This window comes from Gelidibacter salicanalis, from assembly GCF_016469035.1.
GTDB classification, from domain to species: domain Bacteria; phylum Bacteroidota; class Bacteroidia; order Flavobacteriales; family Flavobacteriaceae; genus Gelidibacter; species Gelidibacter salicanalis_A.
Genome location: NZ_JAEHJZ010000020.1, coordinates 20,596 through 44,411 on the forward strand (window position 1 = coordinate 20,596; position 23,816 = coordinate 44,411).

Sequence of the window (23,816 nt, forward strand, 5' to 3'; positions counted from 1 at the left end):
AAATAAAATAGACGACAACCAACGATTAATAGCAGGAGTTCTTTTTAGAATCCATATGCTTTAATGCCATAAAAGATTACAGTATGCGTTTTATATTTATTGCTTTAGCTTTTCTAGCATTTAATGCTTGCAAATCATCTAAGTCGGAGAGTACTTTTTCATTTGTTGAGAATCCAGTGGTTGCCCACAGAGGTGCTTGGAAGGCTCAGAATCTTCCCCAAAACTCTATTGCATCCTTAAAACGTGCAATAGAGTTAGGTTGCACCGGATCAGAATTTGATGTTAGGATGACCTCAGACAATGTGTTGATTGTTACCCATGATCCTGATTTTAATGGTTTGTTTATTGAAGACCACACCTATGCAGAATTGTCAAAACACAAACTGCCCAATGGCGAAATGTTGCCCACTTTAAAGAACTATCTACTTGCCGGAATGGAAGACAATCCTGGTACCGGCTTAGTATGTGAGATCAAACCCTCCAAAACCGAAGGGAGAAATGCGCTCATGGCAGAAAAAGTATTGGAACTGGTTGATGAACTTAAGGCTGAGAGGTATATATCCTATTATATCAGTTTTAGCTATGAGCTATTAAAGAGAATTATTGAAATAAATCCCAATGCTAAAACACTATACTTAGATGGTTCAAAGTCTCCTAAAAGCTTAAAGGATGATGGTGTTACGGGATTAGATTATGCAGCATATATCTATAAAAGAAAACCCGAATGGATAGAAAGTGCTAAAGCGAACAACTTAAAACTGAACGCTTGGACCGTCAATAAAACCGAAGATATAGATCTATTTTTGGCGCATGATTTTAATTATATCACTACAGATGAGCCAGAACTTGTATTTGAACGCATCCGAAATAGTGCCACGTATAACACAGGTTATCAATTGGTATGGAACGATGAATTCAATTATAAAGGTGAACCAGATACTACAAAATGGGTGTACAGTTACGGTTTTATCGCAAATCAGGAAAAGCAATATTATACTGATAGTTTAAAGAATGCCAGAGTAGAAAATGGGCATTTGATTATTGAGGCCCATAAAGAAAAACTCGCTAATAAAGATTATAACAATCCTAATCTTAAAGAATGGGCCAATTATAAAAAGGACATTGATTCCGCACAGTATTCCTCTGCAAGATTATCGACAGAAGGCTTAGCGGCATGGACATATGGACGTATTGAAGTTCGTGCAAAGTTGCCCAAAGGTCGTGGAATGTGGCCGGCAATATGGATGTTAAGTGAAGACCGAAAAGCTATAGGTTGGCCGGAAAGTGGCGAAATTGATATTATGGAACATGTAGGCTATGACAATGATACCATACATGGTACCATCCATACCAAAGCTTACAATCATTTAAAAGGAACCCAAAAAGGTAAAACCATATTTATTGATGATCCCAATGAAACTTTTCATGTCTTTGCATTGGAATGGACCCCAGAGAAAATGGATTTTTTGCTGGATGGGGTTGTTTACAATAGTATAATAAATGAGCATAAGACTACAGCGGAATGGCCTTTTGATAAAAAATTCCATCTCATTTTAAATGTAGCTGTTGGAGGCATGTGGGGAGGATTAAAAGGCGTTGATGATTCGATATTTCCGCAGCAGATGACCGTTGATTATGTCAGAGTATTTCAGCAAAAACCTAAAGACTTATAAATGAAACAAGTGTTGATAGTATTGGTAGTTATGACTTTTGCAATGACAAGCTGTAAAAGTTTGGATCAGGGTGCATTGAAATCAAATGGACTTAAGGTCATGACTTATAATATACGTTTGGATATCGCGTCTGATAAAGAAAATGCGTGGCCTAATAGAAAAGCATTTGTAAGTTCTCAAATTTTGTTTTTGGAACCTGATATTCTTGGAGTGCAGGAAGCACGGCCAAATCAGGTGACTGATCTAAATGATGCTTTAACGGACTATAAGTTTATCGGACAGGGACGAGATGGAGGACAGGAAGGTGAGCATGCCGGCATTTATTATAATAGCAAAAGAATGACAGTGCAGCAGGAGCAAACATTTTGGTTATCCACAACTCCAGAGACGGTTTCCAAGGGTTGGGATGCAGCTTATCCAAGAGTGTGCACATTTGGATTGTTCACTTTTAAGCAGAGCAAACAGAAGGTGTGGGTATTCAATACTCATTTGGACCATGTGGGAAAAGTTGCCCAAAAAGAGGGCTTGCTACTCATTTTAGAGAAGATTAAAAGGGTCAATAATCACAATTATCCAGTAATCTTAATGGGCGACTTCAATATAGAACCTGACTCTGAAATACTGACAAATTTAAGAACTAAATTCTCTGATTCAAGAGCTGAAGCTGAGGTTGTTTTTGGACCTGAAGGCACATTTAATGCTTTCAAATATGATGAACCTATTACCAGAAGAATCGACTATATTATGGTTTCTGAGGGTATAAGTGTGCAAAAATACGCAACCTTATCAAGTACTATTGATTTCAGGTTTCCTTCAGACCATTTTCCTGTTTTTGTTCAATTAATGCTCAAATAAAATTTTATCACATGAAAATCTCCACTTCAATTCTATATACAACCGTTGTAGGTTTAAAACTTTCTTTAATTGCATTATTGTTATCATCGTCTTCAGATACTCGCAGTGTAAAACCATCACCTTCAAATAATTCTATCGAACAAAAAGTGGACTCTGTTTTGGCACTCATGCGCCTTAATGAAAAGATTGGTCAGCTGGTACAATACAGTGGTGGATGGGATGCTACAGGACCGACATCTTCACAGGGCGATCAGCATAAATTGGAAAAACTCAAAAGAGGTGAGGTCGGTTCTATGTTAAATGTTACTACAGTAGCAAGTATTAGGGAAACACAAAAGATCATTATGGACAATAGTCGTTTAAAGATTCCTCTGATTTTTGCTTATGATGTTATTCATGGTTATAAAACAATTTTTCCAATACCGTTAGGTGAAAGCGCTAGTTGGGATTTGGAACTGATGCAGAAATCGGCACAAATCTCCGCTCGCGAATCTGCTGCCTCAGGGTTGCATTGGACGTTTGCGCCAATGATAGATGTGTCTAGAGATGCACGCTGGGGTCGTGTCATGGAAGGTGCTGGTGAAGACCCATTCTTAAATTCGAAAATTGGTGTGGCGCGTATCAAAGGTTTTCAGGGTGATGATCTATCTTCTGAATTTACGATAGCCGCATGTGCAAAACATTTTGCTGGATACGGGTTTGGGGAGGCCGGACGTGACTACAATACGGTAAATATCGGGGTTCATGAATTGCATAATACAATTTTACCACCATTTAAAGCCGCAGCCGAGGCTGGTGTGGCCACTTTTATGAATGCGTTTAATGATATTGATGGTATTCCTGCAACTGGACATAAAGAATTGCAACGTGATCTATTGAAAGGAGAATGGCAATGGAATGGTCTTATGGTTTCAGATTGGGGCTCTATTGGTGAAATGATAGCCCACGGTTATGCGACGGACAAAAAGCATGCTGCAGAAATTGCCTTAAATGCTGGGAGTGATATGGACATGGAGTCTTATGCCTATGAAGCACATTTAGGAACCTTGCTAAAAGAAAACAAGATTTCGGTGGACCATCTTGATGATGCCGTCAGACGTGTGCTACGGTTAAAATTTGAGTTGGGCTTGTTTGATGATCCCTATAAATACTGTGATGAAGAACGAGAAAAGAAGGAAGTATACACCCCTGAAAATTTAGCCTTTGCTAGAGAAGTTGCAAAAAAGTCTATTGTATTGCTTAAAAATGACAACAAGATTCTGCCATTGTCAAAAGACATCAAAAGTATTGCCGTAATCGGGCCCTTGGCAAATGATAAGGATTCACCGTTAGGCAATTGGAGAGGTAAAGGCGATTATAATTCGGCCGTGTCCTTATTGGAAGGCGTAAAAGGAATGGTTGGTAAAAACACTAAAATCTATTATGAAAAAGGAATCGATTTGACCATACCAACTGTTGAACCCGGTAGCAATCAGTTTTTGCATCCTTTAAAATTTAATACCACCGACGCTTCTGGGATTTCGGCAGCTGTTGCCGCTGCAAAAAAAGCAGATGTGGTATTGCTGGCCATTGGCGAAAATGCGTATCAAACCGGAGAGGGTAGAAGTCAGGTGAATATTGGTTTTGCCGGATTACAGAACGAACTTTTGGAAGCCGTATACAAGGCAAACAAAAATGTGGTGATTGTGCTAATGAATGGTCGACCAATGGATCTTAGTCGCGCCTCGGAGATTGTACCTTCTATTTTAGAGTGCTGGCATTTGGGTTCAGAATCAGGCAATGCCATTGCTGATGTGTTATTTGGAGATTACAATCCTTCAGGAAAATTGCCAGTGTCCTTTCCGTACCATGTAGGTCAAGAGCCATTATACTACAACCAAAAAAATACGGGAAGACCCTACAGTCCAAATCATGTTACGTTTTCCGGTTATAGGGATGCTCCTAAGGGCGCTTTATATCCTTTTGGATTTGGATTGAGTTATACCACATTTGAATATAGTGACATCAGATTGGACCAAACTGAAATGGCTGTAAATGGTGATTTAAAAGTGTCTGTAGATGTTAAAAATACAGGTGATGTAGAGGGCGAAGAGGTCGTACAGTTATATATCAGAGATATGGTTGGCAGTTTGGTGCGTCCAATAAAAGAATTAAAAGGTTTCGAGAAAATCAATTTAAAAGCAGGAGCTTCACAAACCGTTATTTTTACGATTAATGCCGAGCTACTTCAATTTTACACGGCAAATAATACATGGGAAGTAGAACCAGGAGCTTTCACCGTATGGATAGGCGGCGATAGCAACACCAAATTAAAGACAGGTTTTAGTGTGGTTGAATAAGAAATAAGAATACTTAATGGAATTACTATTCAATACGTTTATAATTTTCTGAATAAATACGGTTTCCTTGATCATCAACTTCAATTTGACTGAATTTGTCTTTTTCCAGTCGGAGTTCGTATTTAAATTCTTTCTTTTCTTCAATGATCTTTCGCATCATTTCTGAGCCGTATTCTAAGGTTTCCTTAAGTTCGTTTTCGTTATGGTTATAGTTACCATATCCAAACCATTCGCTCGAGTCTGCTGGAACGTTTTTACTCCACATGACCTTATGGTCTGTGTACATCTTAACTTGTCTAAATCCGTTGTTGGTTTGGAAGGAATCAACAATCTTATTATCTACGTAGTTATAATACCCCACCATTTCCCAGGTCCCATTAAGTGTACTTGCCTTGTCTTGTGTCTTATCCTCAGCTTTAATATTTGATTTATCCTGTTCATTACAAGCGCTAAATGTGAATAACACCAGTATAAAAAATAAAAGTTTCATAGAGCTAAGTTTTTGATTATTAAGGAATAACTTATCCTAATTTACAAAAAACTGAGGACTTCTCTTAGGTATATTTTATTTAATTGTATTATAAGTTTTTTAGAAACGGATAAGAAAAGACAAGATGCAGATTGGAAACATATTTTCAAAATCTTCTCGAAATTAGGCTTTAGTATGTATTATTTTGTAGTTGCATCTTTTTGAAAAATATAATCTTTCGTTTTTTCTTTTTCTTCTTTAATAAAACTCATTGATGATTATTTTAGTGATTAATAAATACGGTTTTCTTATTTACAAATTCGTGAATCCCTTCCTTTGAAAGCTCTCTCCCATAACCTGACGCTTTTGTGCCGCCAAAGGGAAGCCGTGAGTCAGATTTTACAAGTTCATTGATAAAATAGGAACCGTCGTCAATTGTGGAGATATAGTCTTGAGCGGTTTCAATAGATTTTGTAAACACCATTGTGCCCAAACCATACCTGCTTTCTGAAGCAACTTTAAAAGCTTCTTTAGTGTTTTTGACCTTCATAATTGGGGCTATAGGACCAAAGGTCTCTTCTTTAAATACAGGCATATCTTTAGTGATATTTGTAAGTATTGTAGGCTCAAAATAAGACTTGTTTTGGTTGTTGCCGGTTATTACAGTTGCCCCCAGCGCCACGGAATCTTCTATTTGCTTTTTTAGAGTGTCTGCAAAATCTTTCTTTGCTAGGGAACCAAAGGTGGTTTCCTCTTTCATTGGGTCACCATGTAAAAGCTCTGCTACTTTTTCTTTGAATCGCTTTAAGAAGTCCTCATAAATAGCTTCGGTAACTATAAAACGTTTGGCAGCTATACAACTCTGACCCGCATTTTGCATTCTCGCATTGACAATCGTGTCCATGTACTTATCCAAATCAGCATCATCCAAAACAATACAGGCATTATTGCCGCCCAGTTCCAATACTGTTTTCTTTAGATTTCTGCCTGCAGTTTCAGCAATTTTTTTGCCCGCTTTTTCACTGCCGGTTAAGGTTACTGCCTTAATCAAATCATTGGAAATGAGTTTTTCAACGGCATCATGTCCTGCTAAAATAGTCGAAAAACAGCCTTTTGGATAGCCCGCTTTTTCAAAAAGCTTTTCTATAGCCAAACCACAACCTGTTACATTGCCAGCATGTTTTAAAATGGCCGTATTTCCGGCTGTCAAGGTTGGTATTGCAAATCGCATCACTTGCCAAAAAGGGTAATTCCAAGGCATTATTGCTAAAATGGTTCCTAACGGATCATAACTTATGAAACTTTCAGTGGCTTCTGTTTCAATAAGTTCATCTGCTAAAAAATCGTCCGCATTAGTAGCGTAAAAATCGCAAAGGGTGATGCATTTTTCAATTTCTGCAATACTTTGGGTAATCGGTTTTCCCATTTCTTGGGTGATGAGTTCAGCAAGTTCCTGTGTGTCATCATCCATTACTTGCGCCAAATTCAACAATAATCTACAGCGTTGCTTAATAGAAGTTTGCCGCCACTCATAGAATCGTTTATCAGCAGTGTTTAAAATGTTTGTTAAGTCTTCAGAAGTGTGAAGCTGATACTCTTTAATCACTTTATTGTTAAAAGGATTGACTGTTTTTATAGAATTATTCATAATTGAAGCAATTAGTGTTAAATTCATCGTAAATGCTTTTAACATTTAGGATATCATACATAATTTTACTATTATATAATGAGTGTTTACCGAAAATATAGGAATTAATTAAGGTCTGCAAGAACTATTCTGTAATAGTTAAAAATTTATCTTTTTGAGGCAATATAGATCCAAATTGATGTTTATTTTTGTTGAACACTTAAAATCAAATATTAACAATTTAAATAAAACGATATTATGGGAAATAATAGTAGTAGTAATACGCTTATCGGCATGTTGGCGGGTACGGCAATTGGAGCAACATTAGGTATTTTATTCGCGCCGGATAAAGGCATCAATACAAGACAAAGGATTTCAGATGAAGCTTTGTCTGCAAAAGATAGGTTAACTGAAACCGCTTTGGCAGCAAAAGATAATCTTGCCAATAAAGCAGCTCACTTAAGAGATAATCTAGTTGATACTGTAAATACTAAAAAGTTAACTCTAGACGAAAAGGTTGAATCTATTGTATCTGACGCAAGCCATAAGACTGAAGATGTCATCTCGACATTAGAAAATAAATTGGCAATGTTAAAAGATAAAAATAAGAAATTACAAAAATTCTAAATTGAGTCTATGAATATTTTTGAATCTATAAATAATACCTCCAATAAAGCGGCGGATATTGGTGAGCGATACTTTGATAAAAGTCAAGAGTATTATAAATTAAGAATTTTCCAGCAAGTTTCCTATACCGTAAGTATGGTGGGGAAGGCTTTGATTATTGGTGCCGTATTATTTATAGGTTTAATTTTTTTAGCTGTAGCCGCGGCTATTGCCATAGGTGATCTATTAGGACATGTGGCTTGGGGGTATCTCATTGTGGCCGCTGTTTTCTTTATCGTGGCTTTTATAATTTATCAGGTGAGACATTTGATAGACGGTGCAATAATTAAAAAGTTTCAAACCAAAATATTTAAATAACATATGAAGACCTACCAATCCTTTGATGAAATTGAGTACGATTTGAATAAACTGAAGCTTGAACGTCAAATTGCCTGGGAAGAATTAAAGGGCGTTAAAAATGAATTTCAAGAAGACATGAAACCTCTTAATTGGGTGAGTACTGGAGTTAATTTTGCGGGAAAATATGGTCTTTTTTTATTGCTGAAAAAGTTGTTCAGAAAGTAATTTTAATTCTCTAGATCGTTAAGATTTTCATTTATCACAACAACTTGTTTTTTGAATTCATGAGGAGTCATACTATATTTGTCTTTAAAAATTTTTGAAAAATAACTTCTACTCGTAAAACCAATAGTATACACAATTTGAGATATGTTCAAATCTGTAGTATTCATTAAATCTCGAGCAGCTTCCAATCGGGTATGTCTTATATATTCTGTAACTGTTCTAGCATATAAAAACTTAAAGCCTTCTTGTAATTTCGCTTGGGATAATCCAGTTTCGCTCGAAAGTTGATCTAAATTATAGTTCAAAGACGGATCACTTAAAATTTTTCTTCCTAATCGTCCAATAATATTTAATTCATCCTTTAAAAGTGAATTTGGTATCAATTCATTATTCTGGTGTTTATCGTGACGTGCAATGTGCATGGCGATCAGTTGATAAACTTCACCTTCAATTTGAAGTACCCTGGTCATTCCCTCTAGTTTTAAATCGCGTAAGGATTTGACATGATCTTCCATTCTTAAATGGATAGGACTATAATAAGCGTAACTACTCTCATTGTTTTCATCTACAAAAACCCGATGCAAGATTTCATTAAGATCTGCCAGTTGACTGTTACGCTTTTTCAAAAACTCCGTTCTGATAATGCGGATATTGTTGAAGATGATATGCAGGTCTTTTTGTAGAAGAGTAAAATGTTTCACACTTTTCCCGGCAACCAGAATAGATGAATGGTATTGTCCAATAGAGCGATAGTCGCATTGATTTTCAAAACGGTGTTGGTAACTACCACGAGAACAATAAGAGAAATGCAATGGATTGGCACTTTTATGGTAATCTATAATTAAAATGTCATCAAAGAACAACACATCAAATTCCATCAAACTTATTCCCCAGTCAAAGTTTATACATCTAATACAGCCTTTTGCAATGTCATTATCAAATAGTAAGGTGTATTCACCCCATCGCTCAGTTATTTCCCCGCCTAAAACAGCTCTAATTTGACTGAGTGCATCTTCAGTACTATCAGCATCTACGGTTATCTTTATCATGACGAGCTTAAATTAATTAACTAATTGATATTTAAATTTTAAAAAATCTTATATAATTAGCAATAAACCAATAGAATTCACAAACTAATTGATGAACAAATATAAACAAAGTGCAGTCAATATTGATGCGCTATGTTATTCTGTTCAAATTTAAGACATTTTAAAGACTGAGAAAGCCATAATGTTTACAGTCAAATTTTTGTCGGATTGAGATCGCAAACACTGTAGAATAGTTTTAATTTAGTGGTATGGAAAAGGGTCTAGTACTCTTTTACACTGGTTGGTTAGTTAGGAAGAATGACCTCAGCACTACTTCAAAAAAGGCTGAGGTTTTCTTTTATCACTATTGTAACACTTCAAAAAAAAACAATCAGACCCCTCAGAAATTTGGAGATATAGACCTCACGTCCTTGAACAATGTAGCCATTGCTCGTGAGTTGTACACTGGTTGGATAAAAAAACTTTTAAATTATTAAGTTCGCGCACTTGTCGTCAACATAATTAATGATTTGCTAATGCAAGAATTCTTAACACATATGATGTGACACTATTTAATCAATATTAATGAAATGTTAATTTACTGACAGTAAACTGAATGGGTCAATTTTCTTCGGAATAGAAGTAATTGTGCACCATAATGATTAGTAGATTTATAAAAACTAAAAACATATATATTATGAGTGATTACACAGATAAATTAGGAAATAGGTTAAATGATTTATTAGAAAAAAATTACGATGCCGAGAAAGGTTTCAAGAAAGCTGCTGAAAATGCGAAACATGTCGGCCTTAAATCTTATTTCTCTAAGAAAGCGCAGGAACGCTACAACTTTGGACATCAGTTAAAGTCTGAATTAAGAAATTTTGGACAAGAACCAGATGAAAGCGGAAGTGTTGCAGGAGCTGCTCACCGTACGTGGATGGAGGTTAAGTCTTGGTTCTCTGCAGATGACGATGAATCTATGTTAGAAGAAGCTATCCGAGGTGAGAAAGCGTCAGTAGATGAGTATCGTGAAGTACTCGCGGAAAATGTTATCCCTGGATCGACAAAACAATTGTTAGAATCTCAGAAGACCACCATAGAGCAAGGTTTAAACAATATTAAAAGATTGGAAGATTTGAGATAATCCTTAAATTTTTTTAAAGAGAAGGGCACTTATTAAAGTGTCCTTTTTTTTATTTGTAAGGTTGAAAAACTATGAAAGGTAGAATTGTTTGCGTTACCAATTGATGCATTCAAGTCAAGTGTTACAATCCATTTTGAGTTATTTAGATATAGATATTCTTTACCATGTTTTACAAAATCTCAAACATAGCCAACAAAGATGCCATTGAACGAAAATTTCATGTAACCTTTCAATTTCCAAATCTTTACAAACCATTAAAACTTATTGAAGGTTTAAAAGAATCGACGGTAGCTATTATTACAGCTACGGAACCGGAGAAGGTGACTTACGCTATTTGGGGATTGCTCCCAGAAAATTTTGAAGATAATTGGAGTGTGTTTCAGGATGTTCTGAATACGCTAAATGTTAGGATCGAAACGCTCCAACATGGCAGTGAGGTTTATACTAATGCACTTAAGCAGAGGCGGTGCGTGATTATAGCAACTGGATTTTATACCACACTATTGAATAAGGGATCTGTAGAGCGTTGCCACGTGCATCTCCCTAATTTTGAACCATTTCCAATTGCTGCTATCTTTAATGAACTCAGTGATGGATTTTTAACATGTGCACTAGTGCTGATTAAAGCCAATAATTCTTTTAAGAATATTCCAAACATTTCTGATTTAAAGCCGCTTGTCTTAAATGATGACGAATTAAACCAATGGCTTGATGCGTCCACACCTACAGATTCCATCAATACAATTTGTCAAAACCATTGTTCCTTGAATTTCGTTTTTGAACAAGAATACAGTGTTACATAAGCACTTCTTACACTTTTGTTCTTGGATGTTATGAGTTAATTTCTATTTTGATAGGGTTAAACCCCTAGCGCCAGAAAGTTGTACCTTTATACTACATTAACTTAAAAACTAAAAAATTATGTTACGTTGGACTATTATTTTTATAGTAATTGCTATTATCGCTGGTATTTTAGGATTTGGCGGAGTTGCTGGGGCATCAGCAGGCATAGCAAAAATATTCTTTTTTATTTTTATAGTCCTGTTCATTTTATCTCTATTGAGAGGTGGATTAAAAAAATAAAACTATCTTTATTAACTAAAACCAAATTTTAAATTATGAAAAAACTAATGATGACTTTCGCGGTTCTGTTTTCTTTAGGAACTGCAATGACAACTTTTACGAGTTGCAGAGAAACAAATAAGAGTGATGTAGAAAGAGCAGCAGATGATGTTGGAGATGCAGTCGAAGACGCAGCTGACGATGTTGGAGATGCTATAGACTAATAATAGACTAATACATGTAATTGTATATTTTTACAAAGAAAAGCCCATCATTTTCATGATGGGCTTTTTCTTATTTTATGCCTTTGCTATCTGGCTCTATATACTTGACAAAGTCGGACGGCGATGTCAATTGTACAAAATGTTCACCAATAATCGCAATTGGAGCTGTGAGTACTTCAGGTTGCTTATCCAGAATTTTCAACCAATCTTCTTGTTCTAAATCGACATGCTCTCCGTAATTTTTAACAAAGTCCGGATGTTCCTTGTTGATAAGATCTGAAATGCCTACTCCCAAACCTTTGGCCAATTCGGTCCATTGTGTACCTGTCACCTTGGTTTTTGAAATATCAATTGTTAAAACTTTTTTCTCTGAAGCTAAAACATATGCCTGTATTTGCTTTCCAATTGAATTTTCAGAATGAAAGTATAACTTTATTTCATTTTTGTCTGTTGATATCACTCCCATTAATTTTTTATGATTAAAAATCTATATTAGTAATTCTTATTTAGGATCTAATAAACCCTTAACAAACAATGAGTTAATAGGTGTGTTTAATAGTAAATAAGATGTACTAAATATATAAAAAAAAGATGAGACAGCACATTGCTAAAACCAATTGTTAAATAATAACTTTTAATGATAATACCGAAAGGTTTTGCATCAAAATCTCTATTTTTGTTACGTTCAAAATTTAATACATATGATGTCAGATTCAATCGAGAAAGTAAAATGCCTAATTATAGGTTCGGGACCAGCAGGATATACCGCTGCTATTTATGCAGCTAGAGCAAATATGTTTCCAGTGCTGTACCAAGGAGCACAACCAGGCGGCCAATTGACAACTACAAATGATGTGGAAAACTTCCCTGGATACCCAGATGGGATAACAGGCCCTGAAATGATGATAGAGTTGCAAAGACAAGCTGAGCGTTTTGGAACAGATGTTAGAGATGGTTGGGTTACTAAAGTCGATTTTTCAGGAGATGTTCATAAGGTATGGATACAAGACACCAAAGAAATCCATTGTGAAACCGTAATTATTTCAACAGGAGCTTCCGCAAAATATTTAGGATTACCATCAGAACAAAAATATTTACAATTAGGTGGAGGTGTTTCTGCTTGTGCCGTATGCGACGGTTTTTTCTATAGAAATCAGGAGGTGGTTATTGTAGGTGCAGGAGATTCTGCTTGTGAAGAAGCACATTACTTGTCTAAATTATGTAAAAAAGTCACCATGTTGGTAAGACGTGATGAGTTTAGAGCCTCACAAATTATGCAAGCAAGAGTAAAAAATACTAAAAACATTGAAATCTTGTTTAATACTGACACTGAGGAAGTATTGGGTGATGGCCAATTAGTGACGGGTGTTAGGGTTAGAAATAATGTGAGTGGAGAAGTCAGTGAGATTCCTGCAACTGGATTTTTCGTGGCCATTGGTCATAAGCCAAATACTGATATTTTTAAAGGCTTTTTGGAATTGGATGAAACTGGGTACATTATCAACATCCCGGGAACAGCAAAAACGCACATTGATGGCATTTTTGTTTCTGGAGATGCTGCTGACCACGTTTATAGACAGGCTGTGACCGCTGCAGGTACTGGATGTATGGCAGCCTTGGATGCTGAGCGTTACTTAGCTGCAATTGATTCCAACTTTGAAGTCAATACAGCTACCAATTATTAAGATTTAGTAGCGGTGCATAAAATTATAAAATCCTAAACTTTAGTTAGCAACTAAAGTTTAGGATTTTTTTTTGTTGGTTCATCAACAGGTCGTAGCATATAAAGACATCAATCACCTCCTATAAATGGAGGGACAAAAACGAAACATCTAAAAGTAATGCTCGTTATTTTCTAAAATAATTCCTTTAAATATTTCATATTGGATTTTGCGATGTCAATAACATCAGCAGCTTGACCGTTCAGCATTAATTTGCCCATAGTTTTAGCAAAGCCTTTTACTTGATCAAATTCTACCTTAGGCGGCATTGCCAAGGCATCTGGATCTGTAAATATGTTCACAAGAGCAGGACCATCGTGGTTCATCGCTTGTTGGATAACGGTTTTTACGTTTTCGCATTCATCTACATTCCATGCCCTAATATCCATGGCTTCTGCGACTTTAGCAAAATCAGGGTTTTTCATTTCAGTTTGCCATTCTGGATATCCGGCTACTTGCATTTCTAATTTGACCATGCCTAGAGAGCGGTTGTTGAAAATAATAATTTTCACGGGAATGTTATATTGGCTTATCGTCATCAGATCTCCCAGTAGCATGCTAATGCCGCCGTCTCCGCATAAAGCTATCACCTGACGGTCTGGTCTTGATAGTCCTGCGCCAATGGCCATAGGCATGGCATTTGCCATAGACCCATGATTAAAGGAGCCCGTTAGGTAACGGTTGCGTTTTCCTTTAATATAACGGGCAGCCCATACGGCTGACATTCCGGTATCCACAGTAAAAATAGCATCATCAGTGGCGATGTCGTCAATTACTGACGCTACGAACTCTGGATGGATCAATTTTTCCTTCGATTTTTCATCTACATAAGACGCATATTTTTCTTCTTGTTCGTCATGTAATTTTCGCATGTCTTTTAAAAACGCGTCGTCAGATTTGGGTTCTAATAAAGGAAGTAAAACTTCTAATGTATCTTTTATGCTCCCGGCATAGCCATAATCTACTTTTGCTCGACGCCCTATACGTTCTGGTTTATGATCAATTTGTATCATCGTATTTTTCTCTGGCAGAAACGCTGTATAAGGAAAATCAGTGCCTAATAAAATTACTAAATCAGCTTCATGCATGGCTTTAAAACCAGATTTGCTGCCTAATAACCCGTTTAGACCTATAGCATAGGGGTTGCTAATTTTGTCAAAAAATATTTTACCTCTGAAACTATAGCCCATAGGAGCATTTAGTTTTTCAGAAAGTTGCATTGCTTCTACTTGAGCATCTTTGCAGCCATAACCACAAAATAACATTATCTTTTCGTGGGAATTGATTACCTGTGCCAATTCTTCCATTTCTTCATTCCCGGGAATAAGCCTAGATTTGGTATAGTAATTTTTATGGGAGGTAGTAATCTCTTCAACATCAGCTTCTGATACGTCACCTGGCAACCCGACTACGGCAACCCCTTTCTTTTCAATAGCATGTTGGATTGCTGTTTGAAACGCTTGGGCAGCTTGTTGGGGCGTATTGGCCATGACGCAATACTTACTACAATCATCAAAGAGTTTGACCACGTTGGTCTCCTGGAAATTATCCAAGCCCATTTTATCGGTATTAATTGTAGTAGCAATTGCGATTACGGGATTACCAGACCGATTAGCATCATACAATCCATTAATCAAATGGACATGTCCGGGGCCGCTACTGCCCATACAACACCCTATCCCATCCAATTCGGCATCCATAGAGGCGGCATATGCACCCGCTTCTTCATGGCGTACGTGAATCCACTCCAATCTCCCATCTCTTCTTACCGCATCATTGATAGGATTTAAACTATCTCCGGTAACGGCATATAATCTCTTAACACCCGCATTCACTAAATTTTCAACCAATAAGTCTGCTACAGTTTTTGCCATGTTTATGCTTTTCTTTTAAAGATACTCGTGAAATATTTATTTATTGTTAAAGCAGCGTTAATTGTATAGCGATTAATAAGTTAAGTCTCACAACTATAAAAAATCATTATTGTCCGATAAAGAATTAAGATCGCTGCGCTTATAGTCCCGAACTATCGGGAAAAGAACAAAGACTTGATTGTAACTAACTGATGAACTGTCGTTATTCTAAATTAAATTTGTCCAATCACTCTAAGTGAAATTGGTTTAAAAANNACCAGATCATGCTTTAAGGGGTTTGCAAACTTTTTACCTGTTTTACCGGACACTGCTGATAAAAAATATTCGAACCTATCCTTATGGCGAAGTTGGTTTAACCCTTATAACTCTGGTTGTGGGACGGGTCATGAGTAAGTCAATCTCATGTGATTATAAAATGTTTTTTATCACCTCTTCATACGTTAATGGCATACTGTATATGGTCAGATTAATTCTGATTTTAAGGTGTGGAGAACAGAGCAATGACTCAATCATGCGATGACAATTGATAAAAGATCGTTTTAAAAGAAATAAGATTTTTGAGCTCAAAAATGTTTAAAGACAGCCTATTCCTTCATCTGTAGTTTTGTAGATCCAACAAATTTAGGCAAGGTTATTTTAGGTGAATTGTAGAGGTAAACTTCGCTATTGCCTGTGGCTTCAATAGTCACGGCATCATTAACACGAATAGTAGCCGAACTATTCATATCTGCAATAATGTTACAGGTGGTCGTCAAGAACTCCTTGCCATTAAAGGTAGAGGAGTTGTCCACACGCAATTCTGTACTAGTAAGCGTGCCCTCCATATTAGCCGTGGCACGTTGGTAGAGGTCAATCTTAGCGGTTTTTGCATTAAGAAGAGCTTCCATTTTAACGTTATCATTTAAGACAATCACGGCATTGGTGGCATTGACATTCAATTTTACTTTTGCCTTATCTGAAGCGGTATAATTGAATTCATTGGTTTTAATATTAAGGTAAGCGCGTGAAGATCCATCGGTTTTTAAGGTTGTGTTTTTCAATTCTAAGGATGTTAAGGATCTAATTTCTCCATCTTCCAATACCTCAATAGCTTCCAATCCATCTGAATAATTGACTTTAATATTCATACGTCGGCTAGAGGTAATACGTTTGGTTGTTTTGAAGGTTAGCGTACCGTTAACAACCTCAAAAAGAATATATTCATGAAGGTTGCTATCAGTTTCAATTTCAACAGAAGGTTTACTGTTGTAAATAATTTCAACTGAAAAATCTTCTCCCACAACAATCTTGTTGAACGGATCAATGTAGGTTTGTTTAATGGTAACATTTCTATCGCCTTTAATTTTCTCATCGTCTTGAGCGGAGGTGTAGGCGGTAAAGCTAAATACCATTAAAAGTGTAAAAATGATTTTATTCATTCTAACGATTTAAGAGGTTATACTAACAAATATAAACAAAAACCATCCCAAACTTTTAACAAGCCTTGAAATGGTTTTAAAATTAAATGTATGTTAGCGTGTGTTTCTGCTACTTTTGCTGTTTTACATGGCCAGAAACACCTTCAGATTTGTCGATTTTTATTGGGTTGCCCGAGTAGGTAATGTCGCCTCCGCTTGCCGTATTGGCAATCAATTCATCTGAGACATGCACATTAATGTCAGCACCAGAAGTCGCTTTTGTATTTGCGAACAAGATCTTAAGATGTTCTGCATTAATGTTGCTCCCGCTCGATGCTTGAGCATGAAACTTGTCTGCCGTTCCTTTTAATATCAAGTCACTACCGCTTGAGGTGGAACAATTTAAGGTTTTTGTCTTTAGTTCAAGGTCCATTGCACCTCCGCTAGACGCTTGAAGCTCTAAGGACTCTTGAGAGATCGTGTGTGTTCCATAAACATCACTGCCACTTGCAGACGTGATTTTTTTTACGTTTTTAAAGTTGACCATGACTTTCTTCACAGCATTAAAATTAATGTTTTCGCTCGGATAAATTTTAAGCGTGTTATTTTCAATTTCAGTGATAATTAATTCATGTAAATTTCCATCTGCCTCAACTGTAATGCTCTCAGAAGCTGATTGTGTGAGGTAAACATCCATACCACCGCTGACTTCAATTTGGTCAAAGCTTTGTTCTAAAACACGCTCTTTGGTTATGACATTGCCATTACCGTTAACCCCTGTATTAAAATTGAAATTACAGGAAAAAAGACTAAAACTGAGAATGGTGGCGATAATTATTTTGATTACTGTACTCATGATTATTGGTTTTTGGTTGTTAAGATTGATTGATGATTATAATGTGTTAGTTAGTTGTCGTCTGTTGTAATTTGAATACCGTTACTATCAATATTGACCTTTACGCGATCAGTAGTTGATTTTATACCCTCCTGATTTATTTCTACAGAATTAGTGTCGTTCTTCATTCTTATTCCATTTTCATCAAGTTTGAATTCAGAAGTGTCATCATTGATATCAATGTTCAACCTAAAATCTTCCGGACAATCCAAGCATTTGATCTCGTCATTCAGCATCTGTAAATAATGGCCCTTTCCCTGGTCTCCTGAATTAGAGGAGAAGTAATGATTTCTATAAAACGAATGTGTGTTTTGATCGGCGTATATAACAGTGTCTTCTGGGATATAAACCGTTACTTCAACTTCTTGATCCCTGAATTTATTTTGAAAAGCAGTAGTCAAAAAACCGTCAAGTTCTAATCTATTGTTCTGAATGGTATAGTTATAATTGATTTTTTCTGCTCTATTCTTCGCATTTCTATAGGTATTACCTCTCGAATTTTTATCTATTCGAAGGGATGCCACCGTATCTTTTGTAGATTTAAAAATCAGTTCAACATCTGTTAAATACAGTAGTTTGTTGTCATTTTCATCATAAATTGGTCGCCATTGGCTACTATTTCTTCCAAATTGTTTGCTATAGGTGTTATTGTGATTCATATTAATAAAGAGGGTGTCTTTTGCTGTGATGTTTAAATTTTCCGTCTGCTGCACCATAGCATCTTCAGTATATTCGCTGGCTTGCTTAACACCTATCACGACCAATCCAATTAGAGACATAAGCCATAAGCCAAACAATGAGAATTTAGCAATTGCACCGATGGATTTTAGATTGTTTACCAATATTTTTAAGCCTAGATAGAACAGGAAGAAAAATGGAATACCTATTGCAAATAACAGCATCAATGACATGAGCCAAATAGGTACATTGGCAGCATTGGTAGCTTCTAGGAAATCAATACCAGGAATCTCAATAACATCTGCGACACCTACTGAAAAGAAAGCGATAATCAACCCTATTAAGGTGCTCGCGCCAATTATAATGAGCATGACCCCGATAAACTTCGCGAAGATTTTAAACACAAACAGGATCATATCTCCCAATGCTTCAAAAAAGGTTTTGGAACTCGATTTTATTCTGTTGCCTTGTTTGGGTAAATCGATATTTTTTACGGCTTCAGAGACATTATCAAATCCGTCTTTAATTTTTTTTTCGATGTTACTGATGTTCACTGGCTCTCCAGTCATGGTCAGTTTTTCAGCGGTGGTACGGGCTTCCGGAACCAAAATCCAAAACAATATATAAATTAAGATAAAGGTACCGCCAGAACCTAAGGCTAATAGAATCCATAATAAACGCATCCATATCGCATCTACCCCCAAATAATGACCTAGTCCTGAAGAAACGCCTCCTATATAAGAATTATCCGTGTCCCTAAACAATTTCTTTGAAAGCGTGCTGTGTTGCTTCTTTTGGTAAGTTTTTTCTGGTTCATCTTCAAAAATTTCATCATCAACCAAGTAGTCCTCAGGTTGTCCCATAATGGAAATAACGTCGTCAACTTCCTGAATTCTTATGACTTGTTTATCATTTCTTACACGTTCGTTAAAAAGCTCGGCAATACGGGCTTCAATGTCTGCAATAATTTCAGATCGGCCTTGAGAATCCGTAAATGAACGTTTGATGGCCTCCAAATAGCGTTGTAATTTTAAATAGGCATCTTCATCAATGTGAAAAAATATACCTGCTAAATTTATGTTGACTGTCTTATTCATCTCTTGATTTTTTTGTGTTGGTTACTAAGTTGACGGCGTTTTGTAGTTCACTCCAAGTAGTATTTAATTCTTTTAAGAATAATTTTCCTGTTTCGGTTAAACCATAATATTTACGTGGTGGCCCTGAGGTGGACTCTTCCCATCTATAATTTAAAAGGCCAGCATTTTTAAGCCTTGTCAGTAGCGGATAGATGGTGCCTTCCACGACAAGCATCTTTGCGTCCTTAAGTGTTTCTAGAATTTCTGCTACATAGGCATCTTCGTCTTTTAAGACAGAGAGTATGCAATATTCCAGGACACCTTTTCGCATTTGTGCTTTTGTGTTTTCAATTTTCATAGGTCTCTTCTGTTTTTTTTAATCTGATGTTCGTTGGCACGCCATAGGGAGGCAAGATGCGGTGTTCGATTGCTGTTCTTGGGCAATAGTTGTGTCATGTGCTTTGGTGATTTTAAATTAAACTGTTCGTTTTTTGATTGTGCCTTTAGGCAATTGATGATTGATTGATGACCACGACTGTCGTGGCTGATGAAAATTTATTTTAAAAAATTAATGGTTAACGGGTATTTGTACAACTCGCCATCTCTCGCTTTTAAACTTGCTACCACGATAAATACCAACTCCAAAATAAATCCTATCATGGCTAGGAAAGCGATTACGAAAACTGTTAAGAGGAGTGGGGTGAAGTTTACAAAATCAAAATGCATTGTATCAAAACCATTAAAATCGAAAAGATTTACAGGACCTAATACATTAAATAGTAATAACGGAATGGCTAATGCCGCTAAAACCACGGCATATAATAAGACGCTAATTTGAAAATTAATGGCTTGTTTGCCATGCGCATCTACAAATTCTGAGTTCTCCTTATTGGTCATCCATAAGAGGATGGGCCCAATAAAATTCCCGAATGGAATGATAAATCTTGAAAATGTGGACAGATGAATAAAGGTTGCAATATTTTTTTGGTGGTTGCTTATCATTTTAAAAGTATATAATAGTGTCTTATGCAAATATATGTCTAAAGGAAGGTATTATGCAAAACATAGTAGTATAATTTAACATAAATTTAACAAATTGGAATTTGGGATAAATTCGATAATTTAGCGACACTAAAAACTTGACAATGACCATTTCCACCAGAAAATTGAATGCTTTTTTGAGCATTAAACTCCCATCCGCCTATTTGTGTGGCGTGAGAACAACGTATATTGATGATGTACAGTGTAAAGTCAGTGTGAAGCACCGGTGGATCAATCAAAACCCTTTTAATTCTATGTTTTGGGCGGTGCAAGGTATGGCTGCCGAATTGACAACTGGCGCTTTAGTCATGTCTAAAATAAAAGCAAGTGGAAAACCAATTTCTATGTTGGTGGCCAATAACAACTGTTCATTTGCAAAAAAGGCCACTGGAAGAATTAATTTTATTTGTACCGAAGGTGCTAAAATTGATGAAGCAATCGCACAAGCAATAACCACTGGAGAAGGGCAGACCATTTGGATGAAATCTGTAGGGACTAATGAAGAAGGGGTTGAGGTTTCTAATTTTAATTTTGAATGGACGTTAAAATTAAGAAGCTAGAAGTCTGGAGCACCAAGAATAGGAATTTTTAATTCCTCCGGTTGTAACAATTTTCAAAAACTTTCTACCTATACACTAGAGAATAAAATGATATCAATAAACACTAATAAACATGACAGCACACGAAATTGATTACAGGATTTACGGCGAAGAAATGCAGTATGTAGAGATAGAACTCGATCCGCAGGAAGGCGTTATTGCCGAAGCGGGAAGTTTTATGATGATGGATGACGGCATCAAAATGGAAACAATTTTTGGTGATGGATCTGAGCAAAATAAAGGGTTTTTAGGATCTATATTGGGTGCGGGAAAGCGCATATTAACAGGAGAAAATTTATTTATGACGGCGTTTTATAATGTGCTTTCCGGGAAACGCAACGTCTCTTTTGCCTCACCATATCCTGGAAAAATTATCCCCATTGACCTCACTGAATTTAGAGGGAAATTTATCTGTCAAAAAGATGCATTTCTCTGCGCTGCAAAAGGCGTCAGTGTTGGAATTGAGTTTTCAAAGAAGATAGGCCGTGGCTTTTTTGGTGGTGAAGGATTTATCATGCAAAAACTGGAAGGCGATGGCATGGCATTTGTTCATGCAGGAGGCACCATGGCTAAAAAAGTACTTCAGGCGGGAGAAACCTTGCGCGTTGACACCGGATGTTTGGTTGGGTTTACTCAAGATGTGGATTATGATATTGAATTTATTGGAGGCATCAAAAATAAACTCTTTGGTGGCGAAGGTTTGTTCTACGCCAAACTTCAAGGTCCGGGAACCGTTTATATTCAGTCCTTGCCATTTAGCAGGTTAGCAGCCCGTGTATGGGCTAGTGCACCACAGGGTGGTGGAAAAGATAAAGGAGAAGGCAGTATTCTTGGTGGGCTGGGTAATATTTTAGACGGAGACAATCGTTTTTAAAGAAAAAAGCACTCTTTTTGTTAAAGTAATGGTTGTTGTTGGTTGATGTCTTTTTTTTCACTAAATTTAGACAACTTAAAAGCACTGTGCCTATTATTGACATCTACTTATTAATCATAACCTAAACTAAAATAATCATGGCAAGAGCAATGTTTGAGTACACTAAAACTGTACTAAGCAAAGTCAGTTTTGATGCTGCGTTGTTCTGTAGAGAAGTCCAAAAAGCAATTCATCGTTTATTACCTTATGAACTTGAAGAGCTAAAGGTCTTTATTAAATCTTTGATACTACAGAATCCCGACTTAAATCAATGTTTAATCTATTTAAAAGCATAATGAGAAAGCGACCAACCGGTCGCTTTTTTATTTTGATAACGGACTGATAATTTTCACGTTTTGGAAAGCAATGGCCCCTCTTATAATTCCGGAGATAACGGCGTGTAAGGCGTCAATAATTTGCATTTTTAATTCACTTTTATGATAGATAATACTCACTTCCCGTGCTGGGGTGGGCTCATTAAAATGGTGCAGGTTATTGGTCAATTTATCACTGAGTTCAAGGGTGTGTAAGTAGGGTAGTAGCGTCATTCCTAAACCTTCATTGGAAAGTTTGATCAGCGTTTCTATACTCCCACTTTCCAATTGAAAACTCTCATTGGTTTGGTCTTTAAAGGCCTTACATAAGTTGATGACCCCATCCCTAAAACAGTGGCCATCTTCCAATAGAAGCATATCGTCAATTTCAAGATCAGAAACATCTATGGTTTTCTTTTTGTATAGCCGATGGTGCTCTGGAATATACCCTACAAAAGGTTCGTAATAAAGCACCCGTTCTTTAATATTTTCACTTTCTAAAGGTGTTGCGGCAATGGCAGCATCTAAATGACCATCTTTAATGCGTTCAATAATATCATCCGTCGTCAATTCTTCAATTTTAAGCTTCACCTTAGGGTATTTCTTAATAAAAGATTTTAGAAACATGGGTAACAAGGTTGGCATGACCGTAGGAATGATACCAATTCTGAATTCGCCACCAATAAAACCTTTTTGCTGGTCTACAATATCTTGAATGCGTTCTGATTCGTTCACAATATTTCGAGCCTGGTTCACAATTTTCCTGCCGACTTCAGTTAATTCAATAGGCTTCTTACTGCGATCAAAAATGAGTACGCTTAATTCTTCTTCCAGCTTTTGTATTTGTGTACTTAAGGTGGGTTGCGTCACAAAACATTTTTCCGCTGCTTTAGTGAAATTCTTATGTTCAGCAATCGCTAAAACATAAGTTAATTGTGTTATGGTCATGATTATTCATTTAAACTATAAAAATATAAAAACTATCTATAAAAACTATAGTAAATTGAGTTAATTAAAGCCTAAATTTGATTTCACTTAAAAAATAATAAAAAGATGACATTAAATACGATTGGTTTAAATGCCAAAAAAGCGAAGGATTTAGCAAATGATTTGAATGATTTACTGGCCAATTTTCAAGTGTACTACCAGAACTTAAGAGGAATCCATTGGAATATTAAGGGGAAACGGTTTTTTGATTTGCATGTAAAATTTGAAGAACTCTATACGGATGCCAACCTAAAAGTGGATGAAATTGCAGAGCGCATCCTGACTTTGGGAGAGACACCTTTACATACTTTTGAAGATTATAGTAAAAGAGCCAAAGTGAAGGTTGGTAAAAACGTTTCACAAGATGAAAAAACTGTGGAATTGATCGTGGATTCTTTATCTGAATTGCTTAGAATTGAGCGTATGATCTTGGACAAATCTGCCGAAACAGGTGATGAAGGAACCAATTCTATGATGAGCGATTTTATAACTGAACAGGAAAAAACAGTTTGGATGATGAAAGCTTGGTTAGGAGAAACGGTATAAGCTCAAACACAAAAAGATTATTTTAATAACTAAAAGAGGGCTGTTTGAACGTCCTCTTTTTACATTCAATATTTAAAAGAGTACCAATTCTTTTGTGTCAATGAAAGTTTTTTCAGTGATGTTTTTCGCAAAGAATTGGAGGGACTGCCTTTACTTGCTA

General features: G+C 36.3%; 26 protein-coding genes. 15 read left to right on the forward strand and 11 right to left on the reverse strand.

Features of this window, described 5'->3' with window-relative positions; all coding sequences use genetic code 11:
* Window positions 1-83: 83 nt before the first annotated feature.
* From JEM65_RS09260 to bglX, 3 genes are read left to right on the forward strand one after another with little or no spacing between them, the layout of a single operon-like run.
* Window positions 84-1,673: a family 16 glycosylhydrolase gene (locus JEM65_RS09260; protein ID WP_199598796.1), complete on the forward strand. Its 1,590-nt coding sequence runs from the start codon at window positions 84-86 to the stop codon at window positions 1,671-1,673.
* Window positions 1,674-2,528, forward strand: a complete 855-nt coding sequence (locus JEM65_RS09265; RefSeq protein ID WP_199598797.1) for an endonuclease/exonuclease/phosphatase family protein — start codon at window positions 1,674-1,676, stop codon at window positions 2,526-2,528.
* A gap of 11 nt (window positions 2,529-2,539) precedes the next feature.
* Window positions 2,540-4,867: a beta-glucosidase BglX gene (gene bglX / locus JEM65_RS09270; RefSeq protein WP_199598799.1), complete on the forward strand. Its 2,328-nt coding sequence runs from the start codon at window positions 2,540-2,542 to the stop codon at window positions 4,865-4,867.
* Window positions 4,868-4,892: 25 nt separating this feature from the next.
* Here the strand turns inward: bglX and JEM65_RS09275 are convergent, their stop codons facing one another.
* Both JEM65_RS09275 and JEM65_RS09280 read right to left on the reverse strand, forming a co-directional pair.
* Entirely contained in the window at window positions 4,893-5,357 is a 465-nt protein-coding gene (locus tag JEM65_RS09275; RefSeq protein WP_199598801.1) for a hypothetical protein, read from the reverse strand.
* A 262-nt stretch (window positions 5,358-5,619) separates the two neighbouring features.
* Window positions 5,620-7,011 (reverse strand): NAD-dependent succinate-semialdehyde dehydrogenase, encoded by a 1,392-nt coding sequence (locus tag JEM65_RS09280; RefSeq protein ID WP_233530593.1) that lies wholly within the window; start codon window positions 7,009-7,011, stop codon window positions 5,620-5,622.
* A 210-nt stretch (window positions 7,012-7,221) separates the two neighbouring features.
* On the opposite strand from JEM65_RS09280, the gene JEM65_RS09285 reads away from it, so the two are divergent.
* The 3 genes from JEM65_RS09285 to JEM65_RS09295 are packed head-to-tail and all read left to right on the forward strand — an operon-like array spanning window position 7,222 to window position 8,154.
* Entirely contained in the window at window positions 7,222-7,590 is a 369-nt protein-coding gene (locus tag JEM65_RS09285) for a YtxH domain-containing protein (RefSeq protein ID WP_199598802.1), read from the forward strand.
* A gap of 9 nt (window positions 7,591-7,599) precedes the next feature.
* Window positions 7,600-7,947 carry a phage holin family protein gene (locus JEM65_RS09290; protein ID WP_199598803.1) on the forward strand — a complete coding sequence of 116 codons (348 nt, stop codon included), beginning with the start codon at window positions 7,600-7,602 and terminating at the stop codon, window positions 7,945-7,947.
* Between the two features lie 3 nt (window positions 7,948-7,950).
* Entirely contained in the window at window positions 7,951-8,154 is a 204-nt protein-coding gene (locus JEM65_RS09295) for a DUF6327 family protein (protein ID WP_199598804.1), read from the forward strand.
* Between the two features lie 2 nt (window positions 8,155-8,156).
* On the opposite strand, the gene JEM65_RS09300 is transcribed toward JEM65_RS09295, so the two are convergent.
* On the reverse strand, window positions 8,157-9,203 hold the full coding sequence (locus JEM65_RS09300; RefSeq protein ID WP_199598805.1) for a helix-turn-helix transcriptional regulator: 1,047 nt from the start codon (window positions 9,201-9,203) through the stop codon (window positions 8,157-8,159).
* Between the two features lie 676 nt (window positions 9,204-9,879).
* Between JEM65_RS09300 and JEM65_RS09305 the strand changes: the two genes are divergently transcribed.
* The 4 genes from JEM65_RS09305 to JEM65_RS09320 all read left to right on the forward strand — a co-directional run bounded on the left by JEM65_RS09305 (window position 9,880) and on the right by JEM65_RS09320 (window position 11,615).
* Window positions 9,880-10,329 (forward strand): ferritin-like domain-containing protein, encoded by a 450-nt coding sequence (locus JEM65_RS09305; RefSeq protein WP_199598806.1) that lies wholly within the window; start codon window positions 9,880-9,882, stop codon window positions 10,327-10,329.
* 164 nt (window positions 10,330-10,493) lie between these two features.
* A complete protein-coding gene (locus JEM65_RS09310; RefSeq protein ID WP_199598808.1) occupies window positions 10,494-11,132 on the forward strand; it encodes an SOS response-associated peptidase family protein in 639 nt (212 codons plus the stop codon).
* A 118-nt stretch (window positions 11,133-11,250) separates the two neighbouring features.
* On the forward strand, window positions 11,251-11,412 hold the full coding sequence (locus JEM65_RS09315) for a DUF1328 family protein (protein WP_084647679.1): 162 nt from the start codon (window positions 11,251-11,253) through the stop codon (window positions 11,410-11,412).
* Window positions 11,413-11,459: 47 nt separating this feature from the next.
* On the forward strand, window positions 11,460-11,615 hold the full coding sequence (locus JEM65_RS09320) for a hypothetical protein (protein WP_199598865.1): 156 nt from the start codon (window positions 11,460-11,462) through the stop codon (window positions 11,613-11,615).
* Window positions 11,616-11,685: 70 nt separating this feature from the next.
* Here the strand turns inward: JEM65_RS09320 and JEM65_RS09325 are convergent, their stop codons facing one another.
* Window positions 11,686-12,081, reverse strand: coding sequence for an arsenate reductase family protein (locus JEM65_RS09325; protein ID WP_199598810.1), 396 nt, complete (start codon window positions 12,079-12,081; stop codon window positions 11,686-11,688).
* 238 nt (window positions 12,082-12,319) lie between these two features.
* Here JEM65_RS09325 and trxB point away from each other — a divergent pair, with 238 nt between their 5' ends.
* Window positions 12,320-13,300, forward strand: coding sequence for a thioredoxin-disulfide reductase (gene trxB, locus JEM65_RS09330; RefSeq protein ID WP_199598857.1), 981 nt, complete (start codon window positions 12,320-12,322; stop codon window positions 13,298-13,300).
* A gap of 170 nt (window positions 13,301-13,470) precedes the next feature.
* On the opposite strand, the gene JEM65_RS09335 is transcribed toward trxB, so the two are convergent.
* The 6 genes from JEM65_RS09335 to JEM65_RS09360 form a co-directional block, all read right to left on the reverse strand.
* Window positions 13,471-15,210 carry a thiamine pyrophosphate-dependent enzyme gene (locus JEM65_RS09335; protein WP_199598812.1) on the reverse strand — a complete coding sequence of 580 codons (1,740 nt, stop codon included), beginning with the start codon at window positions 15,208-15,210 and terminating at the stop codon, window positions 13,471-13,473.
* Window positions 15,211-15,794: 584 nt separating this feature from the next.
* On the reverse strand, window positions 15,795-16,628 hold the full coding sequence (locus tag JEM65_RS09340; RefSeq protein WP_233530594.1) for a GIN domain-containing protein: 834 nt from the start codon (window positions 16,626-16,628) through the stop codon (window positions 15,795-15,797).
* 109 nt (window positions 16,629-16,737) lie between these two features.
* Window positions 16,738-17,463 carry a head GIN domain-containing protein gene (locus tag JEM65_RS09345; RefSeq protein WP_199598814.1) on the reverse strand — a complete coding sequence of 242 codons (726 nt, stop codon included), beginning with the start codon at window positions 17,461-17,463 and terminating at the stop codon, window positions 16,738-16,740.
* Between the two features lie 50 nt (window positions 17,464-17,513).
* Complete coding sequence (locus JEM65_RS09350; protein ID WP_199598817.1) at window positions 17,514-19,277, reverse strand: PspC domain-containing protein; 1,764 nt, start codon at window positions 19,275-19,277, stop codon at window positions 17,514-17,516.
* A complete protein-coding gene (locus JEM65_RS09355; RefSeq protein WP_199598818.1) occupies window positions 19,270-19,614 on the reverse strand; it encodes a PadR family transcriptional regulator in 345 nt (114 codons plus the stop codon). The genes JEM65_RS09350 and JEM65_RS09355 overlap by 8 nt, the downstream gene beginning before the upstream one ends.
* A gap of 197 nt (window positions 19,615-19,811) precedes the next feature.
* Window positions 19,812-20,258, reverse strand: coding sequence for a DUF4870 domain-containing protein (locus tag JEM65_RS09360; protein ID WP_199598820.1), 447 nt, complete (start codon window positions 20,256-20,258; stop codon window positions 19,812-19,814).
* Window positions 20,259-20,401: 143 nt separating this feature from the next.
* On the opposite strand from JEM65_RS09360, the gene JEM65_RS09365 reads away from it, so the two are divergent.
* From JEM65_RS09365 to JEM65_RS09375, 3 genes are all read left to right on the forward strand, one after another.
* Complete coding sequence (locus tag JEM65_RS09365; protein ID WP_199598822.1) at window positions 20,402-20,857, forward strand: DUF4442 domain-containing protein; 456 nt, start codon at window positions 20,402-20,404, stop codon at window positions 20,855-20,857.
* 112 nt (window positions 20,858-20,969) lie between these two features.
* The gene (locus JEM65_RS09370) at window positions 20,970-21,770 is read left to right on the forward strand and encodes a TIGR00266 family protein (protein WP_199598824.1); all 801 of its coding nucleotides are present in this window, start codon (window positions 20,970-20,972) and stop codon (window positions 21,768-21,770) included.
* A gap of 137 nt (window positions 21,771-21,907) precedes the next feature.
* Window positions 21,908-22,105 (forward strand): hypothetical protein, encoded by a 198-nt coding sequence (locus tag JEM65_RS09375; protein ID WP_199598826.1) that lies wholly within the window; start codon window positions 21,908-21,910, stop codon window positions 22,103-22,105.
* A gap of 27 nt (window positions 22,106-22,132) precedes the next feature.
* Here the strand turns inward: JEM65_RS09375 and JEM65_RS09380 are convergent, their stop codons facing one another.
* The gene (locus JEM65_RS09380) at window positions 22,133-23,071 is read right to left on the reverse strand and encodes a LysR substrate-binding domain-containing protein (RefSeq protein ID WP_199598829.1); all 939 of its coding nucleotides are present in this window, start codon (window positions 23,069-23,071) and stop codon (window positions 22,133-22,135) included.
* 105 nt (window positions 23,072-23,176) lie between these two features.
* Here JEM65_RS09380 and JEM65_RS09385 point away from each other — a divergent pair, with 105 nt between their 5' ends.
* Complete coding sequence (locus tag JEM65_RS09385; protein ID WP_199598832.1) at window positions 23,177-23,656, forward strand: Dps family protein; 480 nt, start codon at window positions 23,177-23,179, stop codon at window positions 23,654-23,656.
* The last annotated feature ends 160 nt before the right edge of the window (window positions 23,657-23,816 follow it).

Excerpts from the sequence above, each read along its gene's own strand:
- JEM65_RS09350 (WP_199598817.1), bottom strand. The coding sequence starts at position 19,277 with ATGAATAAGACAGTCAACATAAATTTAGCAGGTATATTTTTTCACATT.
- JEM65_RS09325 (WP_199598810.1), bottom strand. The coding sequence starts at position 12,081 with ATGGGAGTGATATCAACAGACAAAAATGAAATAAAGTTATACTTTCAT.
- JEM65_RS09355 (WP_199598818.1), bottom strand. The coding sequence starts at position 19,614 with ATGAAAATTGAAAACACAAAAGCACAAATGCGAAAAGGTGTCCTGGAA.
- JEM65_RS09300 (WP_199598805.1), bottom strand. The coding sequence starts at position 9,203 with ATGATAAAGATAACCGTAGATGCTGATAGTACTGAAGATGCACTCAGT.
- JEM65_RS09260 (WP_199598796.1), top strand. The coding sequence starts at position 84 with ATGCGTTTTATATTTATTGCTTTAGCTTTTCTAGCATTTAATGCTTGC.
- JEM65_RS09345 (WP_199598814.1), bottom strand. The coding sequence starts at position 17,463 with ATGAGTACAGTAATCAAAATAATTATCGCCACCATTCTCAGTTTTAGT.
- JEM65_RS09340 (WP_233530594.1), bottom strand. The coding sequence starts at position 16,628 with ATGAATAAAATCATTTTTACACTTTTAATGGTATTTAGCTTTACCGCC.
- JEM65_RS09360 (WP_199598820.1), bottom strand. The coding sequence starts at position 20,258 with ATGATAAGCAACCACCAAAAAAATATTGCAACCTTTATTCATCTGTCC.
- JEM65_RS09320 (WP_199598865.1), top strand. The coding sequence starts at position 11,460 with ATGATGACTTTCGCGGTTCTGTTTTCTTTAGGAACTGCAATGACAACT.
- JEM65_RS09370 (WP_199598824.1), top strand. The coding sequence starts at position 20,970 with ATGACAGCACACGAAATTGATTACAGGATTTACGGCGAAGAAATGCAG.
- JEM65_RS09285 (WP_199598802.1), top strand. The coding sequence starts at position 7,222 with ATGGGAAATAATAGTAGTAGTAATACGCTTATCGGCATGTTGGCGGGT.
- JEM65_RS09375 (WP_199598826.1), top strand. The coding sequence starts at position 21,908 with ATGGCAAGAGCAATGTTTGAGTACACTAAAACTGTACTAAGCAAAGTC.
- JEM65_RS09380 (WP_199598829.1), bottom strand. The coding sequence starts at position 23,071 with ATGACCATAACACAATTAACTTATGTTTTAGCGATTGCTGAACATAAG.
- JEM65_RS09305 (WP_199598806.1), top strand. The coding sequence starts at position 9,880 with ATGAGTGATTACACAGATAAATTAGGAAATAGGTTAAATGATTTATTA.
- JEM65_RS09335 (WP_199598812.1), bottom strand. The coding sequence starts at position 15,210 with ATGGCAAAAACTGTAGCAGACTTATTGGTTGAAAATTTAGTGAATGCG.
- JEM65_RS09385 (WP_199598832.1), top strand. The coding sequence starts at position 23,177 with ATGACATTAAATACGATTGGTTTAAATGCCAAAAAAGCGAAGGATTTA.
- JEM65_RS09315 (WP_084647679.1), top strand. The coding sequence starts at position 11,251 with ATGTTACGTTGGACTATTATTTTTATAGTAATTGCTATTATCGCTGGT.
- JEM65_RS09310 (WP_199598808.1), top strand. The coding sequence starts at position 10,494 with ATGTTTTACAAAATCTCAAACATAGCCAACAAAGATGCCATTGAACGA.
- JEM65_RS09295 (WP_199598804.1), top strand. The coding sequence starts at position 7,951 with ATGAAGACCTACCAATCCTTTGATGAAATTGAGTACGATTTGAATAAA.
- trxB (WP_199598857.1), top strand. The coding sequence starts at position 12,320 with ATGTCAGATTCAATCGAGAAAGTAAAATGCCTAATTATAGGTTCGGGA.
- bglX (WP_199598799.1), top strand. The coding sequence starts at position 2,540 with ATGAAAATCTCCACTTCAATTCTATATACAACCGTTGTAGGTTTAAAA.
- JEM65_RS09275 (WP_199598801.1), bottom strand. The coding sequence starts at position 5,357 with ATGAAACTTTTATTTTTTATACTGGTGTTATTCACATTTAGCGCTTGT.
- JEM65_RS09265 (WP_199598797.1), top strand. The coding sequence starts at position 1,674 with ATGAAACAAGTGTTGATAGTATTGGTAGTTATGACTTTTGCAATGACA.
- JEM65_RS09280 (WP_233530593.1), bottom strand. The coding sequence starts at position 7,011 with ATGAATTTAACACTAATTGCTTCAATTATGAATAATTCTATAAAAACA.
- JEM65_RS09365 (WP_199598822.1), top strand. The coding sequence starts at position 20,402 with ATGACCATTTCCACCAGAAAATTGAATGCTTTTTTGAGCATTAAACTC.
- JEM65_RS09290 (WP_199598803.1), top strand. The coding sequence starts at position 7,600 with ATGAATATTTTTGAATCTATAAATAATACCTCCAATAAAGCGGCGGAT.